This window comes from Microbacterium petrolearium (genome assembly GCF_054782875.1).
Window position 1 is genome coordinate 11,421 of record NZ_BAAGRQ010000005.1, and the last position, 19,234, is coordinate 30,654.

Below are 19,234 nucleotides of genomic sequence, written 5' to 3' on the forward strand. Positions count from 1 at the left end.
ATCAGTCCTCGACGATCTCGATCTGGCGGACGATCGTCGCCCCGATCGCCTCGCCGATCTCGGCGAGGAGGTCGTCGGGCACGCGGGCGTTGACGGTGACGATCGACAGGGCCTGGCCGTCGATGGCCTGCGCCACCTGCATGCCCTCGATGTTGATGCCGGCGTCGCCGAACACCTTGCCGTAGATCGCGACGATGCCGGGGCGGTCGTCGTAGCGCATCACGACGTGGTGGGCGGCGATCGGCACCTCGATCTCGTAGCCGTTGATGCCGACGATCTTCTGCACCATCCGCGTGCCGGCCAGCGTGCCGGCCACGCTCAGCGTCGTGCCGTCCGAGAGCGTGCCGCGCAGGATCGTGATGTTGCGGTACTCCGGGCTCTCCTTCTCGACGATCATGCGCGTCTCGATGCCGCGCTGCTCGGCGAAGACGGGGGCGTTGACGTACGAGACGGTCTCGCTCACGACGTTCGCGAGGATGCCCTTGAGCGCCGCGAGGCGGTACACGCTGACGTCGTAGTCGGCCAGCTCGCCGCGCACCTCGATCTCGAGGTGCTGCAGCGCGCCGTGCGCGAGGCCGCTGAAGACCTGGCCCAGCTTCTCGACGAGCGCGATGCCGGGGCGCACGAACGGGTCGATCACGCCGCCGGCGACGTTCACGGCGTCGGGCACGAGGTCGCCCTCGAGGGCGAGCTTGACGGAGCGGGCGACGGACACGCCCGCCTTCTCCTGCGCCTCGTCGGTGGAGGCGCCGAGGTGCGGCGTGGCCACGACGTTCGGCAGCCCCGTGAGGCGCGTGTCGGCGGGCGGCTCGCTCGTGAAGACGTCGAGGCCGGCGCCGGCGATCTCGCCGTTCGTGAGCGCCTCGTGCAGCGCGTCCTCGTCGATCAGGCCGCCGCGGGCGACGTTCACGACGTACGCGGTCTTCTTCATGGCCTTGAGCTGCGCGGCGCCGATCATGCCCGTCGTCTCGGGGGTCTTCGGCATGTGGATCGTGAGGAAGTCGGCCTGCGCGACGAGCTCGTCGAGGCTCAGCAGCTCGACGCCCAGCTGCTGGGCGCGCGCGCTCGTGACGTAGGGGTCGTAGGCGACCACGCGCATCCCGAACGCCTGCATGCGCGCGGCGACGAGCGCGCCGATCCGGCCGAGGCCGACGACGCCGAGCGTCTTCTCGAACAGCTCGGTGCCGGTGAAGCTGCTGCGCTTCCACTCCCCCGCGGCGATCGACGCGCGCGCGGCCGGGATGTGGCGGGCGAGGCTGAGGATGTGGCCGCACGTGAGCTCGGCGGCCGAGATGATGTTCGACGTCGGCGCGTTCACGACCATGACGCCGGCGGTCGTGGCCGCCTTGATGTCGACGTTGTCGAGTCCCACGCCCGCGCGGGCGATCACCTTGAGCTTGGGCGCCTGGGCGATCGCCTCGGCGTCCATCTTCGTGGCCGAGCGCACGAGCACGGCGTTGGCCTCGGCCAGCGCCTCGAAGAGCGCGGGGCGGTCGGTGCCGTCCACGGTGCGCACCTCGAAGTCGGGCCCGAGGGCCTCGATCGTGGCGGGCGAGAGCTGTTCGGCGAGGAGGACGACGGGCTTCGACACGGATGGATCCTTCGGTGCTTGTGCGGGCGCGCGGTGCGGGGGCGACGCGCCGCACGCCGTCGGGGCGCGGTCGCCTCCACCTTATCCGCCGCGCGAGGCCGCTCCGGCCCGGCGCGGGCGGGCCCGGCGGCTCAGCCGATCAGGCTGCTCGTGTTGACCGTCGTATATGCCACGACGTCGAGCCAGAACACCGCCACGATGCTCAGCCCGACGAGGAGCAGGATCGCCAGAGTGCGCAGTCCGCGCGTGCGTCCGATCGACACGGCGAGCGCGAAGAGCGCGATCGGCAGCGCGATCGCAAGCAGCCACACGATCCACCCCAGCGGGTTGAGCGACAGCCCGGCGGACGAGGTCGTCTGCACGCTCTGCACGAGCTGCGAGATCGCGCTCCACACGGCGTAGGCGTACAGCAGCGCGAACGCGCCGGCGATCGTGGCGACGATCCAGGTGGGCCGCCTCACGGCGCTCGTCGACTCGGTCACTGCCCGATCACCCCCACCATCACGAACGGCCACGGCACGAGAACGACCACGCCCACGAGCAGCGCCGCGATGCGCAGCCACGCCGGGCGGCCGCGCGTGAGGAACCAGGCGCCTCCGAACCAGATCGCCGGGGCGAGGATGCCGAGCACCATGCTGCCGTGGAACATCGCGTCGGCCACGGCACCGGTCTGCACCTGGATCCACGCGCGCAGGCGCATCGCGCCCAGCAGCCAGCCGATGGTCCACAGCAGGTAGACGCCGCCGAGCACGCCGAGGGTGACGAGCGCGGCGTCGCCGAGGCGCTGGGGCGCGGGCTCGGACTCGGGCTCGGGCTCGGGCTCGTCCGTGGCGGTCTCGTCCGCCGGGCGCTGTTCCGGCTCCGGCTCGACGGCCGGCTCGGGCGCGGGCGGCGCGGCGGCCGGCTCCGGCGCGGCACCCGCGCGACCCGCCGTCGGCACCGCGGCGCCCTCCGGCGCCCCGGGATCGAGGGTCGGATCGTCCTCGTCGCCCGCCCACGAGAGCGCGTCGTCATCAGGTCGAGCCATACGCCACAGCGTAGCGATCACCGTCGCGCCGCGCCCGCGGGCGTAGCGTGAACGGCATGAAGGTGCTCGGGGCGGTGCGCGCGTCGCGGCGCACGCCGGCGCTGCAGGCGGCCAAGGCGTTCCTCGCCACGATCGCGGCCTGGCTGCTGGCGAGCTGGCTGATCCAGGACGGCCCGCCCCCGGTGTTCGCCGCGATCGCGGCACTGCTCGTGGTGCAGCCGAGCCTGAACCAGTCGTACCTGAAGGGGATCGAGCGCAGCGCGGGCGTGATCGCGGGCGTCGTCGTCGCCTCGCTCGTGGGGCTCGCGCTCCCCGATCCGGCATGGGCGCTGCCGGTCGCCGTCGGCGCGGCGATCCTGCTGGCCTGGGCGCTGCGGATGACGGCGGGCACGTCGAATCAGGCGGGCATCAGCGCGCTGCTCGTGATCGCGCTCGGCACGGCCACGCCCTCGTACGCGTTCGACCGGGTCATCGAGACGGTGCTGGGCGCGGTCATCGGCTTCGTCGTGAACCTCGCGCTCGTGCCGCCCGTCGCGGTCGCGCCGGCGCGCGAGGCCATCGATCGGCTCGGCGAGGAGCTGGCGCGCTCGCTCGAGCGGCTGGCCGACGCGCTCGGCACGACGAACACGGCCGCCGAGCTCGAGTCGCTCATGGTGCAGGCGCGGCTGCTGCGCCCCATGCGCGATGCGGCGGAGGCGGCGCTCGACGCGGCCGACGAGTCGCTCACCCTCAACCCCCGCGCCCGGCGGCACCGCGAGGCCATCGCGGCCCAGCGCGCGCTGCTGGGCACCTTCACGTCGGTGATCCGGCAGACCGTCGGCATGACGCGGGCGTTCTACGACCACCACGACGACGAGATCGCGCGCGAGCCGGCCGTACCCGGCATCGCGGCGCAGCTGCGCGCGGCGGCCCACGACGTGCGTCTGCGCCTGCGTCGCTCCGCGCCCGGCGCGCCCGAGACGACGACGCTGCCCGCGCTCACCTCGCCGCTCACGGCCGATCCGCCCACCGGGCCGCACTGGATCCTCATCGGCTCGCTCCTCGAGGACCTGCGCCGCGTGCACGGCGAGCTCACCGAGCCGCGCGGCGAGGACCGGATGGAAGGATGACGGCATGACCCGGCTCATGCTCCTCGACACGGCCTCGCTGTACTTCCGCGCCTACTACGGCGTGCCCGACACGTTCCGCTCCCCCGACGGCACGGTCGTGAACGCCGTGCGCGGGCTGCTCGACATGGTCGCCAAGCTCGTGTCGACGTACGAGCCCACCCGGCTCGTGGCGTGCTGGGACGACGACTGGCGCCCGCAGTGGCGCGTGGACCTGATCCCCACGTACAAGACGCACCGCGTCGTGCAGGAGGTCGTCGGGGCCCCGGACGTCGAGGAGGTGCCCGATCCGCTCGAGGCGCAGGTGCCGATCATCCGCGAGGCGCTCGCGGCGCTCGGCGTCGCGGTGGTCGGAGCGGCGCGGCACGAGGCCGACGACGTGATCGGCACCCTCGCCACGCGCGAGCCCGGCCGCGTCGACGTCGTCACGGGCGACCGCGACCTGTTCCAGCTCGTGGACGACGAGCGCGACGTGCGCGTGATCTACACGGCGCGGGGCATGAGCAGCCTCGAGGTCGTGACCGACGACGTCGTGCGCGCCAAGTACGGCGTGCACGCGGCGCAGTACGCCGACTACGCCACGCTGCGCGGCGACCCGTCCGACGGCCTGCCGGGCGTGAAGGGCGTGGGCGAGAAGACCGCCGCGACCCTGCTGGCGGCGCACGGCGACCTCGCGGGCATCCGGGCGGCGGCCGAGGCCGGCGAGGGGATGTCGGCGGGCGTGCGCGCCAAGCTCGCCGCCGCGGCGGACTATCTCGACGTCGCCCCGCGCGTGGTGGCCGTGGCGCGCGACCTCGAGCTGGAGCCCTTCGACGACGCGCTCGGCGGCTTCGACGCCGAGGCGGCGCGGGCGTTCGCCGCCCGCTGGGGCGTGTCGACCTCGATGGATCGCGCCATCGCGGCGATCACCGCGGTCGCGGGCTGAGCGGGCACCTGCGGGCTCGCCTCAGCGCCGCTGCGCCCCGACGACGGCGCACGTCAGCAGCACGGCGAATCCGACGCCCAGGGCCAGGCTGAAGCCCAGCGAGGCGCTCCAGCCGCCCGTGGCGTCGTGGAGCGCGCCGGCGATCGGGGCGCCGACGGTGCCGAACACGTAGGCCAGCCCCTGCACGAGCGCCGATCCCGTCGCCGCCTCGGCGTCGGTGCGCACCACGCGCATGAGCACCGTGAAGATCACGACGAAGCCGCCCGCATGGGCGATCGATCCGACCGCCGCCCACAGCGCCAGCAGCTGCGGCGCGGCGAGCATGCCCGCGGACACGATGATCCAGCACGCGCTCACGACCGCGGCGGGCACCATGAGCGGCAGGTACCGCGCGAGCACGGGCACGACGAACGCGCCGACGATCGCGCCGCCCTGGAAGATCGACGCGAGCGCGCCCGCCGCCGTCGGATCGGCGCCGGTGAGGTCGGCGGCCATGGCGGGCAGCCAGGTCGAGAGCACGTAGTACGCGGCGGACTGGCACGCGAACGTGCCGGTCAGCAGCCACACCACGGGGTGCCGCACCGCGCGGCCCCTTCCGGTGAGAACGGGCACGGGTCCGGTCATGGCCAGCGCCTCCGCCGCGCCGCCCGCGGCCCCCGTCGCGCCCGAGTAGCGCTCGGCCCACGTGGCGCCCGGCACGCGGTCGCGCCGCAGGTGCACCGCCCACAGCACGATGCCGACCACCGAGAGCAGGCTCCACGACAGCAGCGCGAGGGGCCAGCCGGTCGCCTGCGCGAGCGGGGCGGTGCCGAGCGTGGCGAAGAGCGAGCCGACGTTGAGCATGGCGGTGTACGCCGCGGTGACGGTCGCGACGTGGCGCTCGGGCACGTCGCGGCGGATGATGACGGGGATGACGACGTTGCCGATCGTGATCGCCGCCCCGGCGACGATCATGCCGGCGATCATCCAGCCGTACGACGGCACGGAGCGCACGAGCGTGCCGGCGATGACGCCGGCGAGGCAGACGAGCAGCGCCAGCTCCGGCCCCGCGCGGCGGATGACGAGGGCCGCGGCGGGCGTGACGACGGCGAACATCAGCACGGCGCTCGTCATGATGAGCGACGCGCCGGCTCATGATGAGCGACGCGCCGGCGGCGTCCAGGCCCAGCTGCCGCTCGATGTCGCGCAGCACGGGAGAGACGGCCAGCACGGGCGCCCGCAGGCTCAGGGCGGCCACGAGCACGCCCGCGACGACGAGCCACGGGAAGGCCCGCCTCGGCAGGGAGGCGGGCGAGGACATCACCCGGCCAGTCTAGGTCCGCGTCGCCGGAGGCCCCGGGCGGCGGCCCGGGGGACAGGACGCGGCGCCACGACGCGCGTCAGAACGCGGCGACCTCGCGCGTGGCCCGCACCCAGGCCTCGAGCTTGGCCTCGGCGCGCCCGTCGTCGATCGCGGCGGCCGCCTCGTCCCTGGCCTCGATCAGCCGCTGGATGAGGTTGCGCTGCGCCTGCGCGGGGTCCTGCGACAGGCGGTACGCGACGATGCCGGCGGCGGCGTTGAGCAGCACGATGTCGCGCACCGCCCCCTGCTCGCCGGCGAGCGTGCGGCGCAGCACGGCGGCGTTGTGCACCGGATCGCCGCCGCGGATGTCGTCGAGGGTGGCGGTGGGCATGCCGAGGTCGCGCGGGTGGATGTCGAACTCGTGCTGGTCGCCGTTGGAGATCTGCCAGATGCGGCTGTAGCCGGTGGTCGTCAGCTCGTCGAGGCCGTCCTCGCCGCGGAAGACGAGCGCGGTCGCACCGCGCGTGCGGAACACGCCCGCGATGAGGGGCACGACGTCGGGGTTGGCGACGCCGACCGCGTTCGCCTCGGCGCGCGCCGGGTTCACGAGCGGCCCGAGGAAGTTGAACACCGTGGGCACGCCGAGCTCGCCGCGCACGGGGGCGGCGTGCTTGAAGCCGGGATGGAACGCGGCCGCCCACGCGAACGTGATGCCCGCGCGCTCGAGCACGCCGGCCACGGCCTCGGGCGACAGCGTCAGGTCGATGCCGAGCTGGCCGAGCACGTCGGACGAACCCGTCTTCGAGCTGACCGCGCGGTTGCCGTGCTTGACGACGGGCACGCCCGTGGCGGCGATGACGATCGAGGCGGTCGTCGAGACGTTGACCGTGCCGATCCGATCGCCGCCCGTGCCGACGATGTCGAGCACGTTCGGGTCGACGGGCAGCGGAACGGCCGCGTCGAGGATCGCGTCGCGGAAGCCGATGATCTCCTCGACCGACTCGCCCTTCGCGCGCAGCGCCGTGAGGAAGCCGCCGAGCTGCGCGGGCGTGGCCTCGCCGCGCATGACGCGCGTCATGGCCCACGTGGCCTCCGACACGCTGAGATCGGCGCCGGACAGGAGCGCGGTGAACACGTCGGGCCAGGTGGGTTCCGCCATGCTCCCGATCCTATCCACGGCCGATCGTCGGCGGTTTCCCGCCTGGTTCGCAGGCTTCTCTTAGGGCACCCTAACTTCGACGCGATGTCGAAGCTGCCTGGACCATGCCCGCGCATCGGCAATAATGGACGGGTGACGACCCCTGCGATGTATGCCCCGGCACCGAAAGTGAAGCGACCTGACCCGGTCGCGGTCGGCACGATTGTCTGGCTCGGCAGCGAAGTCATGTTCTTCGCCGGCCTCTTCGCGATCTACTTCACGCTTCGCAGCACCAGCCCGGAGCTGTGGGCGGATCGCACCGAGCTGCTCAACGTGCCGTTCGCCCTGGTCAACACGATCATCCTGGTGCTCTCCAGTGTGACGTGCCAGATGGGCGTGTTCGCCGCCGAGCGCGGGCAGCCGTACCGCGTCAAGGGCACCGGCTGGAAGTCGTGGGGCATGGTCGAGTGGTTCTGGCTCACCTTCATCCTCGGCGCGGTCTTCGTGTCGGGTCAGGTGTGGGAGTACGCGCAGCTCATCGCCGAGGGAATGCCGATCAGCGCCGACTCCTACGCGTCGGCCTTCTACATCACCACCGGCTTCCACGCCCTCCACGTCACGGGCGGCCTCGTCGCGTTCCTGCTCACCATCGGACGCGTCTACGCCGTCAAGAAGTTCCGGCGCAAGGAGGAGACGACCGCGATCGTCGTGTCGTACTACTGGCACTTCGTCGACGTCGTCTGGATCGCGCTGTTCATCGTCATCTACTTCCTCAAGTGAGAGCGGAGCTGAATCACCACATGGCACGAGAGAAGAAGCGTCGCTCGACCGGCCGCCGCAGCCCCCTGGCCACCGCAGCGCTCATCGGGATCGGCCTGCTCATCACGGGCGGCGGCTATGCCGCGGCGTCGGCAGCGGTCGCGTCGACCGCCGAGACCTCGAAGGTCGAGAGCGCGATGACGGTCGAGGATGGCGAGAAGCTGTTCCAGGCCAACTGCGCCACCTGCCACGGCCTCGACCTGCAGGGCACCGACAACGGCCCCTCGCTCGTCGGCGTCGGCGAGCTGGCCGTGGAGTTCCAGGTGTCGACCGGCCGCATGCCGCTGCAGGCGCAGGGCCCGCAGGCCCCGCGGAAGCCCGTGCAGTTCACCGAGGAGCAGATCCAGGCCATGGCGGCCTACGTGCACTCGGTGGCCCCCGGCCCGAGCTACCCGTCCGACCACGTGCTGGACGGCGAGGGCGACGTGGCGCGCGGCGCCGAGCTGTTCCGCATCAACTGCGCCATGTGCCACAACGTGGCCGCCGCGGGCGGTGCCCTCACGGAGGGCAAGTACGCCCCGGACATCCTGGACACCAGCGGCCTGCACATCTACGCCGCCATGGTGACGGGGCCGCAGAACATGCCCGTCTTCAACGACATGAACCTCACGCAGGAAGACAAGCGCGACATCATCTCGGCGCTGCTCTATCAGCAGCAGATGGAGGCTCCGGGCGGCTTCACGCTCGGCTCGCTGGGACCGGTTTCCGAGGGCCTGTTCATCTGGATCTTCGGTATCGGCGCCCTCGTGGCGATCACGGTGTGGATCACCGCGAAGTCGAACTGACGCATGACGAACGAACGTGAAGTGACGAGGAGCACCATGGCACACGAGGGCGAAACGCAGGCGGTGGAGGCGTACCAGGCCTCCCCCGGCCTCGCCGTCCCTGTCTCAGACCCCGTGCGGAACCCGGGTCTGCCGCCGCACCGTGAGCGGATGACCGACAAGGACCCGAAGGCCGAGAAGGCCGCGGTCCGCACGGTCTACACGCTGTTCTACATCTCGGCCGCCGCGAGCCTCTGGGCCGTCGCCGCCTACATGCTGTTCCCGATCGAGGACGGATCCTTCCTCTCGATCCGCTACAACAACATGTTCATCGGCCTCGGCATCGCCGCCGCCCTGCTGTCGATCGGCATCGGCGCGATCCACTGGTCCAAGGCGCTCATGAGCGACAAGGAGTACGTCGAGGAGCGTCACAGCACGCGCGGCTCGGAGCCGACGCGCGCCGCCGCCGTCCAGGCGTTCTCGGACGCGAACGACGACTCGGGCTTCGGCCGCCGCAAGATGATCCGCAACTCGCTGTTCGTCGCGCTCGGCGCCTCGATCCTGCCCGGCCTCACCCTGTTCCGCGGCCTCGCGCCGATGGACCAGGACCCCGTGCACCTGCTCAAGCACACCATGTGGGAAGAGGGCATGCGCCTGGCCCGCGATCCCGAGGGCACGCCCATCAAGGCGTCGGAGGTCACCCTCGGCTCGGCCTTCCACGTCATCCCCGAGGACCTCGCGGGCCTCGGCCACGACGAGGGCTATCTCGAGGAGAAGGCCAAGGCGATCGTGCTCCTCATGCGCCTGCTTCCCGAGCAGCTGAAGGAGCGCGAGGAGCGCAAGGACTGGTCGTACGACGGCATCGTCGCGTACTCGAAGGTCTGCACGCACGTCGGCTGCCCAGTCGCCCTGTACGAGCAGCAGACGCACCACCTGCTGTGCCCCTGCCACCAGTCGCAGTTCGACGTCACCGAGGAGGCGAAGGTCATCTTCGGCCCCGCCGCCCGTCCCCTGCCGCAGCTGCCGATCACGGTCGATGACGAGGGCTACCTCGTCGCGCGCAGCGATTTCACCGAGCCCGTCGGCCCGAGCTTCTGGGAGCGCCACTGATGAGCACCACCACGCTTCAGGAAGAGAAGAAGGACGACAAGCCGCTCGGCGGCAAGTTCGTCGGCGCCGCCGCCAACTACATCGACGAGCGCACGAGCCTGTCCGGCTTCGTCAAGGAGCTCGGCCGCAAGGTGTTCCCCGACCACTGGTCGTTCATGCTCGGCGAGATCGCGCTCTGGTCGTTCGTCGTCGTGCTGCTCTCCGGCACGTTCCTGACGTTCTTCTTCCAGGCATCGATGGTCGAGACGCACTACTACGGCGCCTACGAGCCGATGCGCGGCATCGCGATGTCGGCCGCCCTCGAGTCGACGCTGCACATCTCCTTCGACCTGCGCGGTGGTCTGCTCGTCCGCCAGATCCACCACTGGGCCGCCCTGGTCTTCGTGGCCGGCATCGGCGTGCACATGCTGCGCGTCTTCTTCACCGGCGCGTTCCGCAAGCCGCGCGAGCTCAACTGGGTGATCGGCTTCGTGCTGTTCATCCTCGCGATGGCCGAGGGCTTCACGGGCTACTCGCTCCCCGACGACCTGCTCTCGGGCAATGGCCTGCGCATCATCGACGGCATGATCAAGGGCATCCCCCTGATCGGCACGTGGACCTCGTTCCTGCTGTTCGGCGGCGAGTTCCCCGGCACCGACATCGTCGGCCGTCTCTACACCCTGCACATCCTGATCCTGCCGCTCCTGGTGATCGCCCTCGTCGGCCTGCACCTGGTGCTCATGATCGTCAACAAGCACACGCAGTTCGCCGGCCCCGGCCGCTCGAACGACAACGTCGTGGGCTACCCGATGATGCCGGTGTACATGGCGAAGATGGGCGGGTTCTTCTTCATCGTGTTCGGCGCGATCGTGCTGATCGCCTCGCTCGTGCAGATCAACCCGATCTGGAACTACGGCCCGTACGACCCCTCCCCCGTCTCCGCGGGTACCCAGCCCGACTGGTACATCGGCTTCGCCGACGGCGCCCTGCGTCTGGCCCCGTCGAACTGGGACATCCAGCTCGGCAACTACACGCTGTCGCTCGGCATCCTCGTGCCGGTGGCCGTGCTCGGCATCTTCATCGTGCTGGTGATGTTCTACCCGTTCATCGAGGCGTGGATCACGGGCGACAAGCGCGAGCACCACCTCGCCCAGCGCCCGCGCAACGCCGCGACGCGCACCGCGATCGGCGCCGCCGGTGTCGTGTTCTACGCAACGCTGTGGGCCGCCGCCTCGTCGGACATCATCGCGACGCACTTCAGCCTCACGATGGAGGGCGTCATCCACTTCCTCCAGGCCCTGCTGATCCTCGGTCCGTTCGTGGTCTACTTCGTCACCAAGCGCGTCTGCCTGGCGCTGCAGAAGAAGGACCGCGAGATCTTGCTGCACGGCTACGAGTCCGGCCGCATCGTGCGCCTGCCGGGCGGCGAGTACCGCGAGGTGCACAAGCCGCTCGACGAGTACGAGCGCTGGCGCCTGATCCCGGACGAGACCTACGAGCCGCTCGTGGTCCGCCCGAACGACCAGGGCAAGATCCCGGCGAGCGAGAAGCTGCGCGCATCGCTGTCGCGCTGGTTCTTCGAGGACCGCCTGGCTCCCGTGACCCAGACGGAGCTCGACCACGCGATCGAGCACCAGCACCACGCGCTGGCCGAGTACGGCCCGAGCCCGGAGGAGACGCCGGAGTTCCGGCACGGCCACCCGGAGCTCGAGTCGGGCGACGACAAGCACTGAGCGCCACGCGAGAGGGGCCCGGTCTTCGGACCGGGCCCCTTTCGCGTGTGCCTGTGCGTCGGTTTCCGTTTTCGCGTACACGTGTGCGGTGCGGGTGCGGTTCTGCGTTCGCGTGAGCGGTGGCGGTTCCGCGGGGACTGCGGGGTTCCGCCGCCCAGCGGGGGCCCGGTTCGCTTCGCTCACCCCCTACTGGGCAGCGGAACCCCTCCGTCCCCGCTGTGCGCGCCGCGACCGCTCCGCGGAAACCCCCCGGTTGCTGAACGAAGTGAGCGCCAGCGAACGAAGATGAAGCGACCACAGCAACTCCATGACGCTTGCGCTGGTCGCTTCATCTCCGCGCCTCCGGCGCTCCGTTCAGCAACCGCTGGGGTACCCCTCCACAGCAACCGATCACTGTGCGAGCGAAGCGAGCGTGCGGCCGCCAATGCGGCCGCCCCGCGGCGCGAAGCGCCGCCTCGCTCTCGCGGGACGCGAGAGCGCGAGCACGTGAGGGTACCCGCGAAGCGGGTGCCCGAGCGGCGCAGATTCAAAAAAGTGCCCGAGCAGCGCAGTCTCAAAAAAGAGAGCTCAATCCTCGACCTTGCGCTTGCGCCAGCGGATGCCGGCGTTGATGAGGCCGTCGAGGTCGCCATCGAAGACGCTGGCGGGGTTGCCCACCTCGTAGCCGGTGCGCAGGTCCTTCACGAGCTGCTGGCCGTAGAGGAAGTACGAGCGCATCTGGTCGCCCCAGCTCGCCGTGATCGTGCCGGCCAGCTCCTTCTTCTTCGCGGCCTCCTCCTCCTTCTGCAGCAGCAGCAGGCGGGTCTGCAGCACGCGCATGGCGGCGGCGCGGTTCTGGATCTGCGACTTCTCGTTCTGCATCGACACGACGATCCCGGTGGGAAGGTGCGTGATGCGCACGGCGGAGTCGGTCGTGTTGACCGACTGGCCGCCGGGTCCGGACGAGCGGAACACGTCGACGCGGATGTCGCCCTCGGGGATGTCGACCTCCTTGGCCTCCTCCATGACGGGGATGACCTCGACGGCGGCGAACGACGTCTGGCGCTTGTCGGCGGATCCGAACGGGCTGATACGGGCGAGACGGTGGGTGCCGGCCTCGACCGAGAGCGTGCCGTAGGCGTAGGGGGCGTCGACCTCGAAGGTGGTCGACTTGATGCCCGCGCCCTCCGCGTAGGAGGTGTCCATGACCTTCACGGGGTAGCCGCGGCGCTCGGCCCAGCGCAGGTACATGCGCATGAGCATCTCGGCGAAGTCGGTGGCGTCGTCGCCGCCGGCGCCGGAGCGGATGGTCACGACAGCCGCGCGGTCGTCGTACTCGCCGTCGAGCAGGGTCTGCACCTCGAGGTCGCCGATGGCCTTCTCGAGCGCGGCCAGCTCGGTGCGCGCCTCCTGGGCGGCGTCGTCGTCCTCCATCTCGTTGGCGAGCTCGACCATCACCTCGAGGTCGTCGAGGCGGCTCTCGAACTTCGAGACCTTCGACAGCTGCGCCTTGGCGTGGCTGAGGGCGCTCGTCACCTTCTGCGCGTTGGCCTGGTCGTTCCAGAGCTCCGGATCGGCGGCCTCCTGCTCGAGGCGATCCACGTCCGCGCGCAGCGCGTCGACGTCGACCACCTCTCGGATGTTCGCGAACGTGGTGCGCAGCGCCTGGATGTCGGCGGAGAGATCGAGCTCAATCATGTCCTCACCAGCCTATCGCGCCGCCGCTGTGAGCCCGGCGGCGCGCGTGCGGGCGCGCGCCGGAGCCGGAGTAACGTGGAGCGGGTGACCTCCTCCGCCTTCGATGACGGCGAGAGCGTCCGGCGCACCCTGCTGCGGTTCGCGCCGATGATCTACGGCCCCACCGCCCTCTACTCGGTCGGCCAGGGCGCGATCGTGCCGCTGCTGCCCGTCATCGCCGCCGAGGCCGGCGCCTCCCTCGCGCTGGCCGCCCTCGTCCCCGCCGCGCTCGTGGTGGGCCAGCTGTGCGGCAACATCCCGGCCGGCTGGCTCGTGGACCGGATCGGCGAGCGGCTCACGATGACGGCGGCGGCGATCGGCTCGATCGGCGGGGCGGCCGTCATGCTCTTCGCCGACTCGGTGCCGCTGCTGGCACTCGCGGCGCTGGTCGTCGGCTTTTTCGCCGCCGCGTTCGCCGTGGCCCGGCACACGTTCATGACCACCCGCGTGCCGTACGCGTACCGCGCGCGCTCGCTGTCGCTGCTCGGCGGATCCTTCCGACTCGGCGCGTTCACGGGGCCGTTCGTGGCCGCGGCGCTGCTGGCGGTGTTCGGATCGGAGCGCGCCAGCATCTGGTTCTTCGGCGTCGTGCTCGTCGGCGTGGCCCTGCTCGTGGGCCTCGGGCCCGATCCCGAGTCGCGTCTGACCCGGCCCGCTCCCCCGCGGGCCGACGCAGGGATGGCGGAGGACACGGGCGAGCCCGTGACGGGATCGATCCCCACGTCCGAGCGCGCGGGCGTGTTCCGCACCATGTGGCAGAACCGGGCGGTGCTCTCGCGGCTCGGCGCGGCGGCGGCGTCGCTCGCGGCCGTGCGCGGCGCGCGCCAGACGGTGCTGCCGCTGTGGGGCGTCTCGCTCGGGCTCGACTCGTCGACGATCGCGCTGGTCGTGGGCGTGGCCGGCGCCCTGGACTTCGCGCTGTTCTACGTGAGCGGCCAGGTGATGGACCGCCTCGGCCGGATCTGGGCGGCCGTGCCGTCGACGCTGCTCATGGGCGGCGCGCTCGTGGCGCTCGCCTTCACGCACGACGTGTCGCAGGCCAGCCTGTGGTTCGGCGTGTTCGCCATCGTGATCGGCGTGGGCAACGGGCTCTCGAGCGGCATCCTGCTCACCGTCGGCGCCGACGTGGCACCCAAGGAGGAGCCGGCGTCGTTCCTCGGCTCGTGGCGCACGCTCACCGACGCGGGCGGCGCCGCCACTCCCCTGGTGTTCTCGGGCCTCACGGCGGCGTTCTCGCTCTCGGTGGCGACGGGAGCGGTCGGGTTCATCGGCCTGCTCGGCGCGCTCGCGTTCCTGCGCTGGCTGCCGCGGTACGCCCCGGATCGCTGAGCCAGCGCCGGCCAGCCTCAGGTCAGCGCCGGTCAGTTCAGCGCCGTGCGGCTCGTCGCCGTCGCCTCGAGCGGCACCCCGCCGGGGACGAACGGGGAGGTCAGCGGCGGATGCCACGTGTCGGCGACGGTGACGCGCGCCGAGAGGCCGTCGGGCGTGCCGGCCGAGACGAGCGTCGCTCCCCCGCCGGTCAGCTCGATGACGGCCGCGGCCTGCTCGCGCACGTCCTCACCCGTCAGCACCGCCTCCGGCCCGCCCTCGGCCGCGACGATCGCGAAGCCGTCGGCGCCCGCGAGCGCCGCCGCGTCCGCGAGGGCGTCGAGGCGCTTCTGCGCCAGATACAGCGACGTCGCGTCGACGCACACGACGATCACGGCGAGCCCGAGCAGGGCGTAGCCGAGCGTGAGCAGCAGGGTGCTCCCTTCCTCGTCCCTGGCGAGGCGGCGGCCGCGGAGGAGTGGGGTCAGAGCGCGGATCATCCGGCGCTCCAGAACCGCGAGACCTTCTGCCCGGAGGTGGCCTCGACCGGCACGGTCGCGATGCGATCGAGACCGAGGATCGGCGGGACGAGCGGCAGCGACACCTCGGATCGGACGGTGACGAGCACCGTGGATCCCGCGGCCGGGCAGCCGTCGCCGGCGGGCACGCACTCGATCCGCACGTCCGTGCGTCCGCGGTCCATGCCGTACTCCGCCGAGATCGCCGCGAGCGTGGCGTCCGCGGCGCCCGCCGCGGCACCGTCCCCCTCGGACTGCGCGATGGCCCTGGCCGTGAAGCGCGCCGCGGCCTCCGCGCCGAGCGCGTGGTTCTGCACCGCGCCCGCCGCCACGACGAGGTAGACCAGCGGCACGAGCATGAGCAGGCCGACCGTGATGAACTCGAGCGCCGCCGATCCGCGCTCGTCGCCCGCCAGCCCGCCGCCAGCGCCAGAACTGGCGTCCGCCTCAGTCCAGCGACTCGAGCGGCGCATGCGCGCTCACCTCCAGGGCGCGCGGCAGGCCGAGCAGACCCGCCAGCGGCAGCGTGGCGCGCACCGTGACGACGGCCGATTCCGTGCCTCCGACCACCGCGGTCGTCACTCTCGCCTCGTGGCCGTACGCGTCCCCCACGGCCCGGGCGATCAGCTCGCCGGCGCGGGCGGCGCCCTCGGCCTCAGGCACGTCGGCGAGGGCCGCGTGGTAGGCGCCCTCCACGGCGGCGTCATGCACGACGTTGCGCACGTAGATGGCGAAGCCCAGCTGCAGCACGCCGAGGGTGAGCATCGTGAGCAGCGCGCCGACGAGCACGAACTCGACGACGGCGGACCCCCGCTCGTCGCCGGTCAGCTCGCGCGCGCCGTTCACAGCCCGGAGACGCGCGAGATCGCCTGCTCGAACAGCCCCGACAGGGCCGGACCCGCGAGGGCCCAGATCGCGACGACCAATCCGGCGGTCATCAGCGTGACGAGCACCCAGCCGGGCACGTCCCCCGTCTCGTCCTCGGCGAGCGATCGCCCCGGCGGCGCGATGATGTCGCTCGCCCCGGTCCGGATCCGCTCCTTCCAGACCTTCCAATCCATCCGGTCCTCCCACATGACGTCTCTCCTCTCCCCGCGCGTGGCGGGTCTCACAGTCCGATCCGCAGCATGACGATTCCCGGGAACACGGCGAAGATCACCGAGAGGGGCAGAAGCCCGAACACGAGCGGCACGAGCATGCCGATCTCGCGCCGCCCCGCCTGCTCGATGAGCTGCCGCTTGGCCTCCTCGCGGGCGTCCACCGCCTGCGCCTCGAGGGTCTGCGCGAGCGGCGCCCCGCGGTCGATCGCGGCCACGAGGTGGTCGATCGCCCGGCTCGCGGCGGGCACGTCCATGCGCCGCGCCGCCGCCGTGAGCGCGTCGGCCAGGCTCGATCCGGTTCCCGCCTCGACGACGACCCGGCGCAGCTCGGCCGTGAGCTCCCCGGCGCCGACCGACGAGACGCGCCGCACGCTGTCGAGGATCCCCTCGCCCGCGGCCAGGCACAGGGCGAGGAACTCCAGCACCGTCGGCAGCTCCTCCGCGATGCGGGCGCCCCGCGCCCTGGCCCTGGCGGTGAGCAGCGCGTCGCAGCCCACGGCGCCCGCGACGCCCGCGAGGAGCGGCAGCAGGGCCGCGGCGGCCGAGAACCGCCCGGCCAGGGCGAGCGCGACCGCGAGCAACCCGCCGCCGGCCGCCCCGCCCAGCGCCCACGCGAGCTGCCGGCCGCGAAAGGCGGTCACATCCGGCGCGAGGCCCGCGCGCACGAGCCGCCGGGCCACGCTCTCGCCGCCGCCCAGCGCGCGGGCGACCGCGGTCCGCAGCCGGTCCCACACCGCCGCCGCTCCCCCGGCGAGCGCGGCGCCGGGATCGACGGCACCGTCGTGCAGCGACGTGCCGCCGGGATCGGTCACGTCGCGGATGTACGGGGCGATGCGCCGCGCGAGCGGCACGGCGCCCCACCGCGGCACGAGCGCGAGCAGCGTCCACACCCCGGCGCCGAAGGCCCCGCCGAGGAGCAGGGCGAGGGCCGCATCCGTCAGCACGGTCATGCGAACCACCTGCTCGGCTCGGGAAGGCGCCCGATCCGCAGCATGAGCCGGTACGCCACCGCCGACACGATCGCACCGGCGAGGATGAGCGCCACGCCCTCGGGGCTCGAGTACGCCGTGGCCCCCTCGGGCCGCATCGCCAGCAGCGCGACGATGACCCACGGCGCCACGGCCCCGAGCACGGCCGCGCCCCGCGTCCACGACTGCCGCGACTCCACCTCGCCGCGCAGCGCCGCCTCGGCCCGCACCGAGGCCGACAGCGCGCGCAGCACCGGCACGAGCTCGGTGCCGCCCACCTGGCGCGCCATCCGCAGCGTCTCGATGATCCGGTCGGCCAGCGGATCCGCGAGCGCGTGCTTGAGCCGGTCGGCGCTGGAATCGAAGTGGCCCGACGCCGCCATGTCCCTGCCGAATGCGGCGAACGCGGCGCGCAGCGGTGACGGCGCGGAGTCGGCCAGCGCCGCGACGGCGTCCGGGAGCGACATGCCTGCGCGCACCGACGCGATGAGCAGGTCGCACACGTCGGGCCACAGTCCGCGGCGCTCGCGCGCGAGCCGGAGGCGACGGGAGCGCAGCCACGCGATGGGCGCGAACGCCCCCGCGGCGAGTGCGGCGGTCGCCAGCGCGGGCACGCCCGTCACGAGCCAGGCCACGGCTCCGGCCAGCAGCCCCGCGCACGCGCACCCGGCCACGAGCACGCGCGGCGGCACGTGGGCGAACCCGCCGGCCTCCAGCAGGCGCGTCGCCATCCCCTCCGTCGGCACCCGCTCGGCGCGCTCGCCCGCGGGCCAGAGCCACGGCGAGACGACGAGCAGGATGCCGGCCGCCAGCACGAGCCCGAGCAGCACGATCATCGCGCCACCGCCCTCTCCGCCGCGGGCCATGCCGGCTCGCGGACGCGCTCGGGCACGCGCCGCGCTCGGTAGACCGGCTCGGTGGCGATCGTCCCGTCCTGGACCTCTCCCGTCACCCGCGCGATCTCACCGATCCGCCGCGATCCGTCGGGCAGCCGCTCGCAGTGGACGACGAGGTCGACGCCGCCGGCGATGGCGGGCAGCAGGAAGTCGCGGTCGATGTTGCGCCCGGCCAGCAGCGGCAGCATCGCGAGCTTCGCGAGGGCCTCGGCGGCCGAGTTCGCGTGGATCGTCGCGGCGCACGGCACGCCGGTGTTCAGGGCGAGCACGAGGTCGAGGGCCTCGGCGTCGCGCACCTCGCCGATCACGAGGCGGTCGGGGCGCATGCGCAGCGCCTCCTTCACGAGCCGCCGCAGCGTGATCTCACCGGTGCCCTCCAGGCTCGGCTGCCGCCCCTGCAGCGCTACGAGGTCGGTGGCTTCCACGCCGAGCTCGAACGTCTCCTCCACCGTCACGATCCGCTGCCCGCGGGCGGCCTCACCCAGCAGGGCCGCGAGCAGCGTCGTCTTGCCCGTGTGCGTGGCGCCCGAGACGAGCACGCTGCGCCCCTCCCGCATCGCCTGCCGCAGCAGCGCGGCGCCGCGCCCGTCGATCGATCCGAGCGCCGCGAGGTCGTCGAGCGTGCGGTGCCCGCCCAGGAAGCGGCGGATGTTCACGGCCCAGTGCCGCCGCGTCACATCCGGGATGACGACGTGCAACCGGGAGCCGTCGGGCAGCGACGCGTCGACGAACGGCTGGCTCAGGTCCACGCGGCGGCCCGCGGCGTGCAGCATGCGCTCGACGAGATCGCGCACCTGTCCATCCGTGAGGCGCAGCGGCACGCGCTCCGCGATCCCCGCCCTGGCGATGAAGATCCGGTCCGGGGCGTTGATCCAGAGCTCCTCCACCCGCGGATCCCGCAGGTACGGATCCAGCGGCCCCCACCCGCTCATCGACGCCAGCACCGCGCGTGTCGCGGCCGCCTCATCGTCGACGGCCGGAAGGCCCCGCGCGATCGCGAGGTCGCTGTGCCGCCGCACCTCGGCGCGCACGGCCCGCTCGGCGGCGACGGCGTCGCGCGACGGATCGATCCCCTCCTCGCGCAGCCGCCGCCGCACGCGATCCATCAGCTCGACGTGCACGGCTTCCACGCCGGCATCCTCGCAAGGACCGGCCAGCGGCGTCGGAAGTTATCCACAACGGCGGGAAGGACCCCGGATCCTCGGGAGAACCCCCCGGAGAGATGTCGCCGCCGCTCAGTAGACTGGGCGGACG

General features: G+C 72.5%; 20 protein-coding genes. 7 read left to right on the forward strand and 13 right to left on the reverse strand.

What is annotated here, in order from left to right; genetic code table 11:
• Position 1: 1 nt before the first annotated feature.
• The 3 genes from serA to ACYVJ0_RS05460 form a co-directional block, all read right to left on the reverse strand.
• Entirely contained in the window at positions 2-1,591 is a 1,590-nt protein-coding gene (gene serA / locus ACYVJ0_RS05450) for a phosphoglycerate dehydrogenase (protein WP_449853739.1), read from the reverse strand.
• Positions 1,592-1,722: 131 nt separating this feature from the next.
• Positions 1,723-2,073: a hypothetical protein gene (locus ACYVJ0_RS05455; protein WP_460816502.1), complete on the reverse strand. Its 351-nt coding sequence runs from the start codon at positions 2,071-2,073 to the stop codon at positions 1,723-1,725.
• A complete protein-coding gene (locus tag ACYVJ0_RS05460; RefSeq protein ID WP_460816504.1) occupies positions 2,070-2,618 on the reverse strand; it encodes a DNA polymerase III subunit gamma/tau in 549 nt (182 codons plus the stop codon). Before ACYVJ0_RS05460 ends, ACYVJ0_RS05455 begins: the two co-directional genes overlap by 4 nt.
• Positions 2,619-2,674: 56 nt before the next feature.
• Here ACYVJ0_RS05460 and ACYVJ0_RS05465 point away from each other — a divergent pair, with 56 nt between their 5' ends.
• Entirely contained in the window at positions 2,675-3,727 is a 1,053-nt protein-coding gene (locus ACYVJ0_RS05465; protein WP_460816506.1) for an FUSC family protein, read from the forward strand.
• A gap of 4 nt (positions 3,728-3,731) precedes the next feature.
• A complete protein-coding gene (locus ACYVJ0_RS05470; protein ID WP_460816508.1) occupies positions 3,732-4,649 on the forward strand; it encodes a 5'-3' exonuclease in 918 nt (305 codons plus the stop codon).
• A 21-nt stretch (positions 4,650-4,670) separates the two neighbouring features.
• Here the strand turns inward: ACYVJ0_RS05470 and ACYVJ0_RS05475 are convergent, their stop codons facing one another.
• Together ACYVJ0_RS05475 and trpD are read right to left on the reverse strand one after the other, a co-directional pair.
• Entirely contained in the window at positions 4,671-5,762 is a 1,092-nt protein-coding gene (locus ACYVJ0_RS05475) for an MFS transporter (protein WP_460816510.1), read from the reverse strand.
• Between the two features lie 266 nt (positions 5,763-6,028).
• Positions 6,029-7,090: an anthranilate phosphoribosyltransferase gene (gene trpD / locus ACYVJ0_RS05480; RefSeq protein WP_460816512.1), complete on the reverse strand. Its 1,062-nt coding sequence runs from the start codon at positions 7,088-7,090 to the stop codon at positions 6,029-6,031.
• A 147-nt stretch (positions 7,091-7,237) separates the two neighbouring features.
• Here trpD and ctaE point away from each other — a divergent pair, with 147 nt between their 5' ends.
• From ctaE to qcrB, 4 genes are read left to right on the forward strand one after another with little or no spacing between them, the layout of a single operon-like run.
• Entirely contained in the window at positions 7,238-7,849 is a 612-nt protein-coding gene (gene ctaE / locus ACYVJ0_RS05485; RefSeq protein WP_449853749.1) for an aa3-type cytochrome oxidase subunit III, read from the forward strand.
• Between the two features lie 20 nt (positions 7,850-7,869).
• A complete protein-coding gene (qcrC, locus tag ACYVJ0_RS05490) occupies positions 7,870-8,673 on the forward strand; it encodes a cytochrome bc1 complex diheme cytochrome c subunit (protein WP_460816514.1) in 804 nt (267 codons plus the stop codon).
• 36 nt (positions 8,674-8,709) lie between these two features.
• A complete protein-coding gene (gene qcrA / locus ACYVJ0_RS05495) occupies positions 8,710-9,762 on the forward strand; it encodes a cytochrome bc1 complex Rieske iron-sulfur subunit (RefSeq protein ID WP_460816704.1) in 1,053 nt (350 codons plus the stop codon).
• Complete coding sequence (qcrB, locus tag ACYVJ0_RS05500; protein ID WP_460816516.1) at positions 9,762-11,474, forward strand: cytochrome bc1 complex cytochrome b subunit; 1,713 nt, start codon at positions 9,762-9,764, stop codon at positions 11,472-11,474. The genes qcrA and qcrB overlap by 1 nt, the downstream gene beginning before the upstream one ends.
• A 567-nt stretch (positions 11,475-12,041) precedes the next feature.
• Here the strand turns inward: qcrB and prfB are convergent.
• Entirely contained in the window at positions 12,042-13,151 is a 1,110-nt protein-coding gene (prfB, locus tag ACYVJ0_RS05505; protein WP_460816518.1) for a peptide chain release factor 2, read from the reverse strand.
• Between the two features lie 147 nt (positions 13,152-13,298).
• Between prfB and ACYVJ0_RS05510 the strand changes: the two genes are divergently transcribed.
• Complete coding sequence (locus tag ACYVJ0_RS05510) at positions 13,299-14,519, forward strand: MFS transporter (RefSeq protein ID WP_460816705.1); 1,221 nt, start codon at positions 13,299-13,301, stop codon at positions 14,517-14,519.
• Positions 14,520-14,551: 32 nt separating this feature from the next.
• Here ACYVJ0_RS05510 and ACYVJ0_RS05515 read toward each other — a convergent pair whose 3' ends face one another.
• Genes ACYVJ0_RS05515 through ACYVJ0_RS05545 form a run of 7 tightly spaced genes read right to left on the reverse strand, consistent with a single transcriptional unit; the run spans position 14,552 to position 19,086 of the window.
• Positions 14,552-14,998, reverse strand: a complete 447-nt coding sequence (locus tag ACYVJ0_RS05515; RefSeq protein ID WP_460816520.1) for a pilus assembly protein TadG-related protein — start codon at positions 14,996-14,998, stop codon at positions 14,552-14,554.
• On the reverse strand, positions 14,995-15,489 hold the full coding sequence (locus tag ACYVJ0_RS05520) for a TadE family protein (protein WP_460816522.1): 495 nt from the start codon (positions 15,487-15,489) through the stop codon (positions 14,995-14,997). The genes ACYVJ0_RS05515 and ACYVJ0_RS05520 overlap by 4 nt, the downstream gene beginning before the upstream one ends.
• A complete protein-coding gene (locus tag ACYVJ0_RS05525) occupies positions 15,464-15,862 on the reverse strand; it encodes a TadE/TadG family type IV pilus assembly protein (protein ID WP_449854498.1) in 399 nt (132 codons plus the stop codon). The genes ACYVJ0_RS05520 and ACYVJ0_RS05525 overlap by 26 nt, the downstream gene beginning before the upstream one ends.
• A complete protein-coding gene (locus ACYVJ0_RS05530; RefSeq protein WP_460816524.1) occupies positions 15,859-16,077 on the reverse strand; it encodes a hypothetical protein in 219 nt (72 codons plus the stop codon). Before ACYVJ0_RS05530 ends, ACYVJ0_RS05525 begins: the two co-directional genes overlap by 4 nt.
• Positions 16,078-16,124: 47 nt before the next feature.
• Positions 16,125-17,066: a type II secretion system F family protein gene (locus ACYVJ0_RS05535; RefSeq protein ID WP_460816526.1), complete on the reverse strand. Its 942-nt coding sequence runs from the start codon at positions 17,064-17,066 to the stop codon at positions 16,125-16,127.
• Entirely contained in the window at positions 17,063-17,920 is an 858-nt protein-coding gene (locus ACYVJ0_RS05540) for a type II secretion system F family protein (protein ID WP_460816528.1), read from the reverse strand. Before ACYVJ0_RS05540 ends, ACYVJ0_RS05535 begins: the two co-directional genes overlap by 4 nt.
• Entirely contained in the window at positions 17,917-19,086 is a 1,170-nt protein-coding gene (locus ACYVJ0_RS05545) for a CpaF family protein (RefSeq protein ID WP_460816707.1), read from the reverse strand. The genes ACYVJ0_RS05540 and ACYVJ0_RS05545 overlap by 4 nt, the downstream gene beginning before the upstream one ends.
• Positions 19,087-19,234 lie beyond the last annotated feature (148 nt).

Bases quoted from the DNA above. Each gene is read 5' to 3' on its own strand.
- ACYVJ0_RS05520 (WP_460816522.1), bottom strand. From the start codon at position 15,489: ATGCGCCGCTCGAGTCGCTGGACTGAGGCGGACGCCAGTTCTGGCGCT.
- ACYVJ0_RS05540 (WP_460816528.1), bottom strand. From the start codon at position 17,920: ATGATCGTGCTGCTCGGGCTCGTGCTGGCGGCCGGCATCCTGCTCGTC.
- ACYVJ0_RS05465 (WP_460816506.1), top strand. From the start codon at position 2,675: ATGAAGGTGCTCGGGGCGGTGCGCGCGTCGCGGCGCACGCCGGCGCTG.
- ACYVJ0_RS05535 (WP_460816526.1), bottom strand. From the start codon at position 17,066: ATGACCGTGCTGACGGATGCGGCCCTCGCCCTGCTCCTCGGCGGGGCC.
- ACYVJ0_RS05470 (WP_460816508.1), top strand. From the start codon at position 3,732: ATGACCCGGCTCATGCTCCTCGACACGGCCTCGCTGTACTTCCGCGCC.
- trpD (WP_460816512.1), bottom strand. From the start codon at position 7,090: ATGGCGGAACCCACCTGGCCCGACGTGTTCACCGCGCTCCTGTCCGGC.
- qcrB (WP_460816516.1), top strand. From the start codon at position 9,762: ATGAGCACCACCACGCTTCAGGAAGAGAAGAAGGACGACAAGCCGCTC.
- ctaE (WP_449853749.1), top strand. From the start codon at position 7,238: ATGTATGCCCCGGCACCGAAAGTGAAGCGACCTGACCCGGTCGCGGTC.
- ACYVJ0_RS05545 (WP_460816707.1), bottom strand. From the start codon at position 19,086: ATGGATCGCGTGCGGCGGCGGCTGCGCGAGGAGGGGATCGATCCGTCG.
- prfB (WP_460816518.1), bottom strand. From the start codon at position 13,151: ATGATTGAGCTCGATCTCTCCGCCGACATCCAGGCGCTGCGCACCACG.
- ACYVJ0_RS05460 (WP_460816504.1), bottom strand. From the start codon at position 2,618: ATGGCTCGACCTGATGACGACGCGCTCTCGTGGGCGGGCGACGAGGAC.
- ACYVJ0_RS05510 (WP_460816705.1), top strand. From the start codon at position 13,299: ATGATCTACGGCCCCACCGCCCTCTACTCGGTCGGCCAGGGCGCGATC.
- ACYVJ0_RS05475 (WP_460816510.1), bottom strand. From the start codon at position 5,762: ATGACGAGCGCCGTGCTGATGTTCGCCGTCGTCACGCCCGCCGCGGCC.
- ACYVJ0_RS05530 (WP_460816524.1), bottom strand. From the start codon at position 16,077: ATGGATTGGAAGGTCTGGAAGGAGCGGATCCGGACCGGGGCGAGCGAC.
- qcrA (WP_460816704.1), top strand. From the start codon at position 8,710: ATGGCACACGAGGGCGAAACGCAGGCGGTGGAGGCGTACCAGGCCTCC.
- qcrC (WP_460816514.1), top strand. From the start codon at position 7,870: ATGGCACGAGAGAAGAAGCGTCGCTCGACCGGCCGCCGCAGCCCCCTG.
- ACYVJ0_RS05515 (WP_460816520.1), bottom strand. From the start codon at position 14,998: ATGATCCGCGCTCTGACCCCACTCCTCCGCGGCCGCCGCCTCGCCAGG.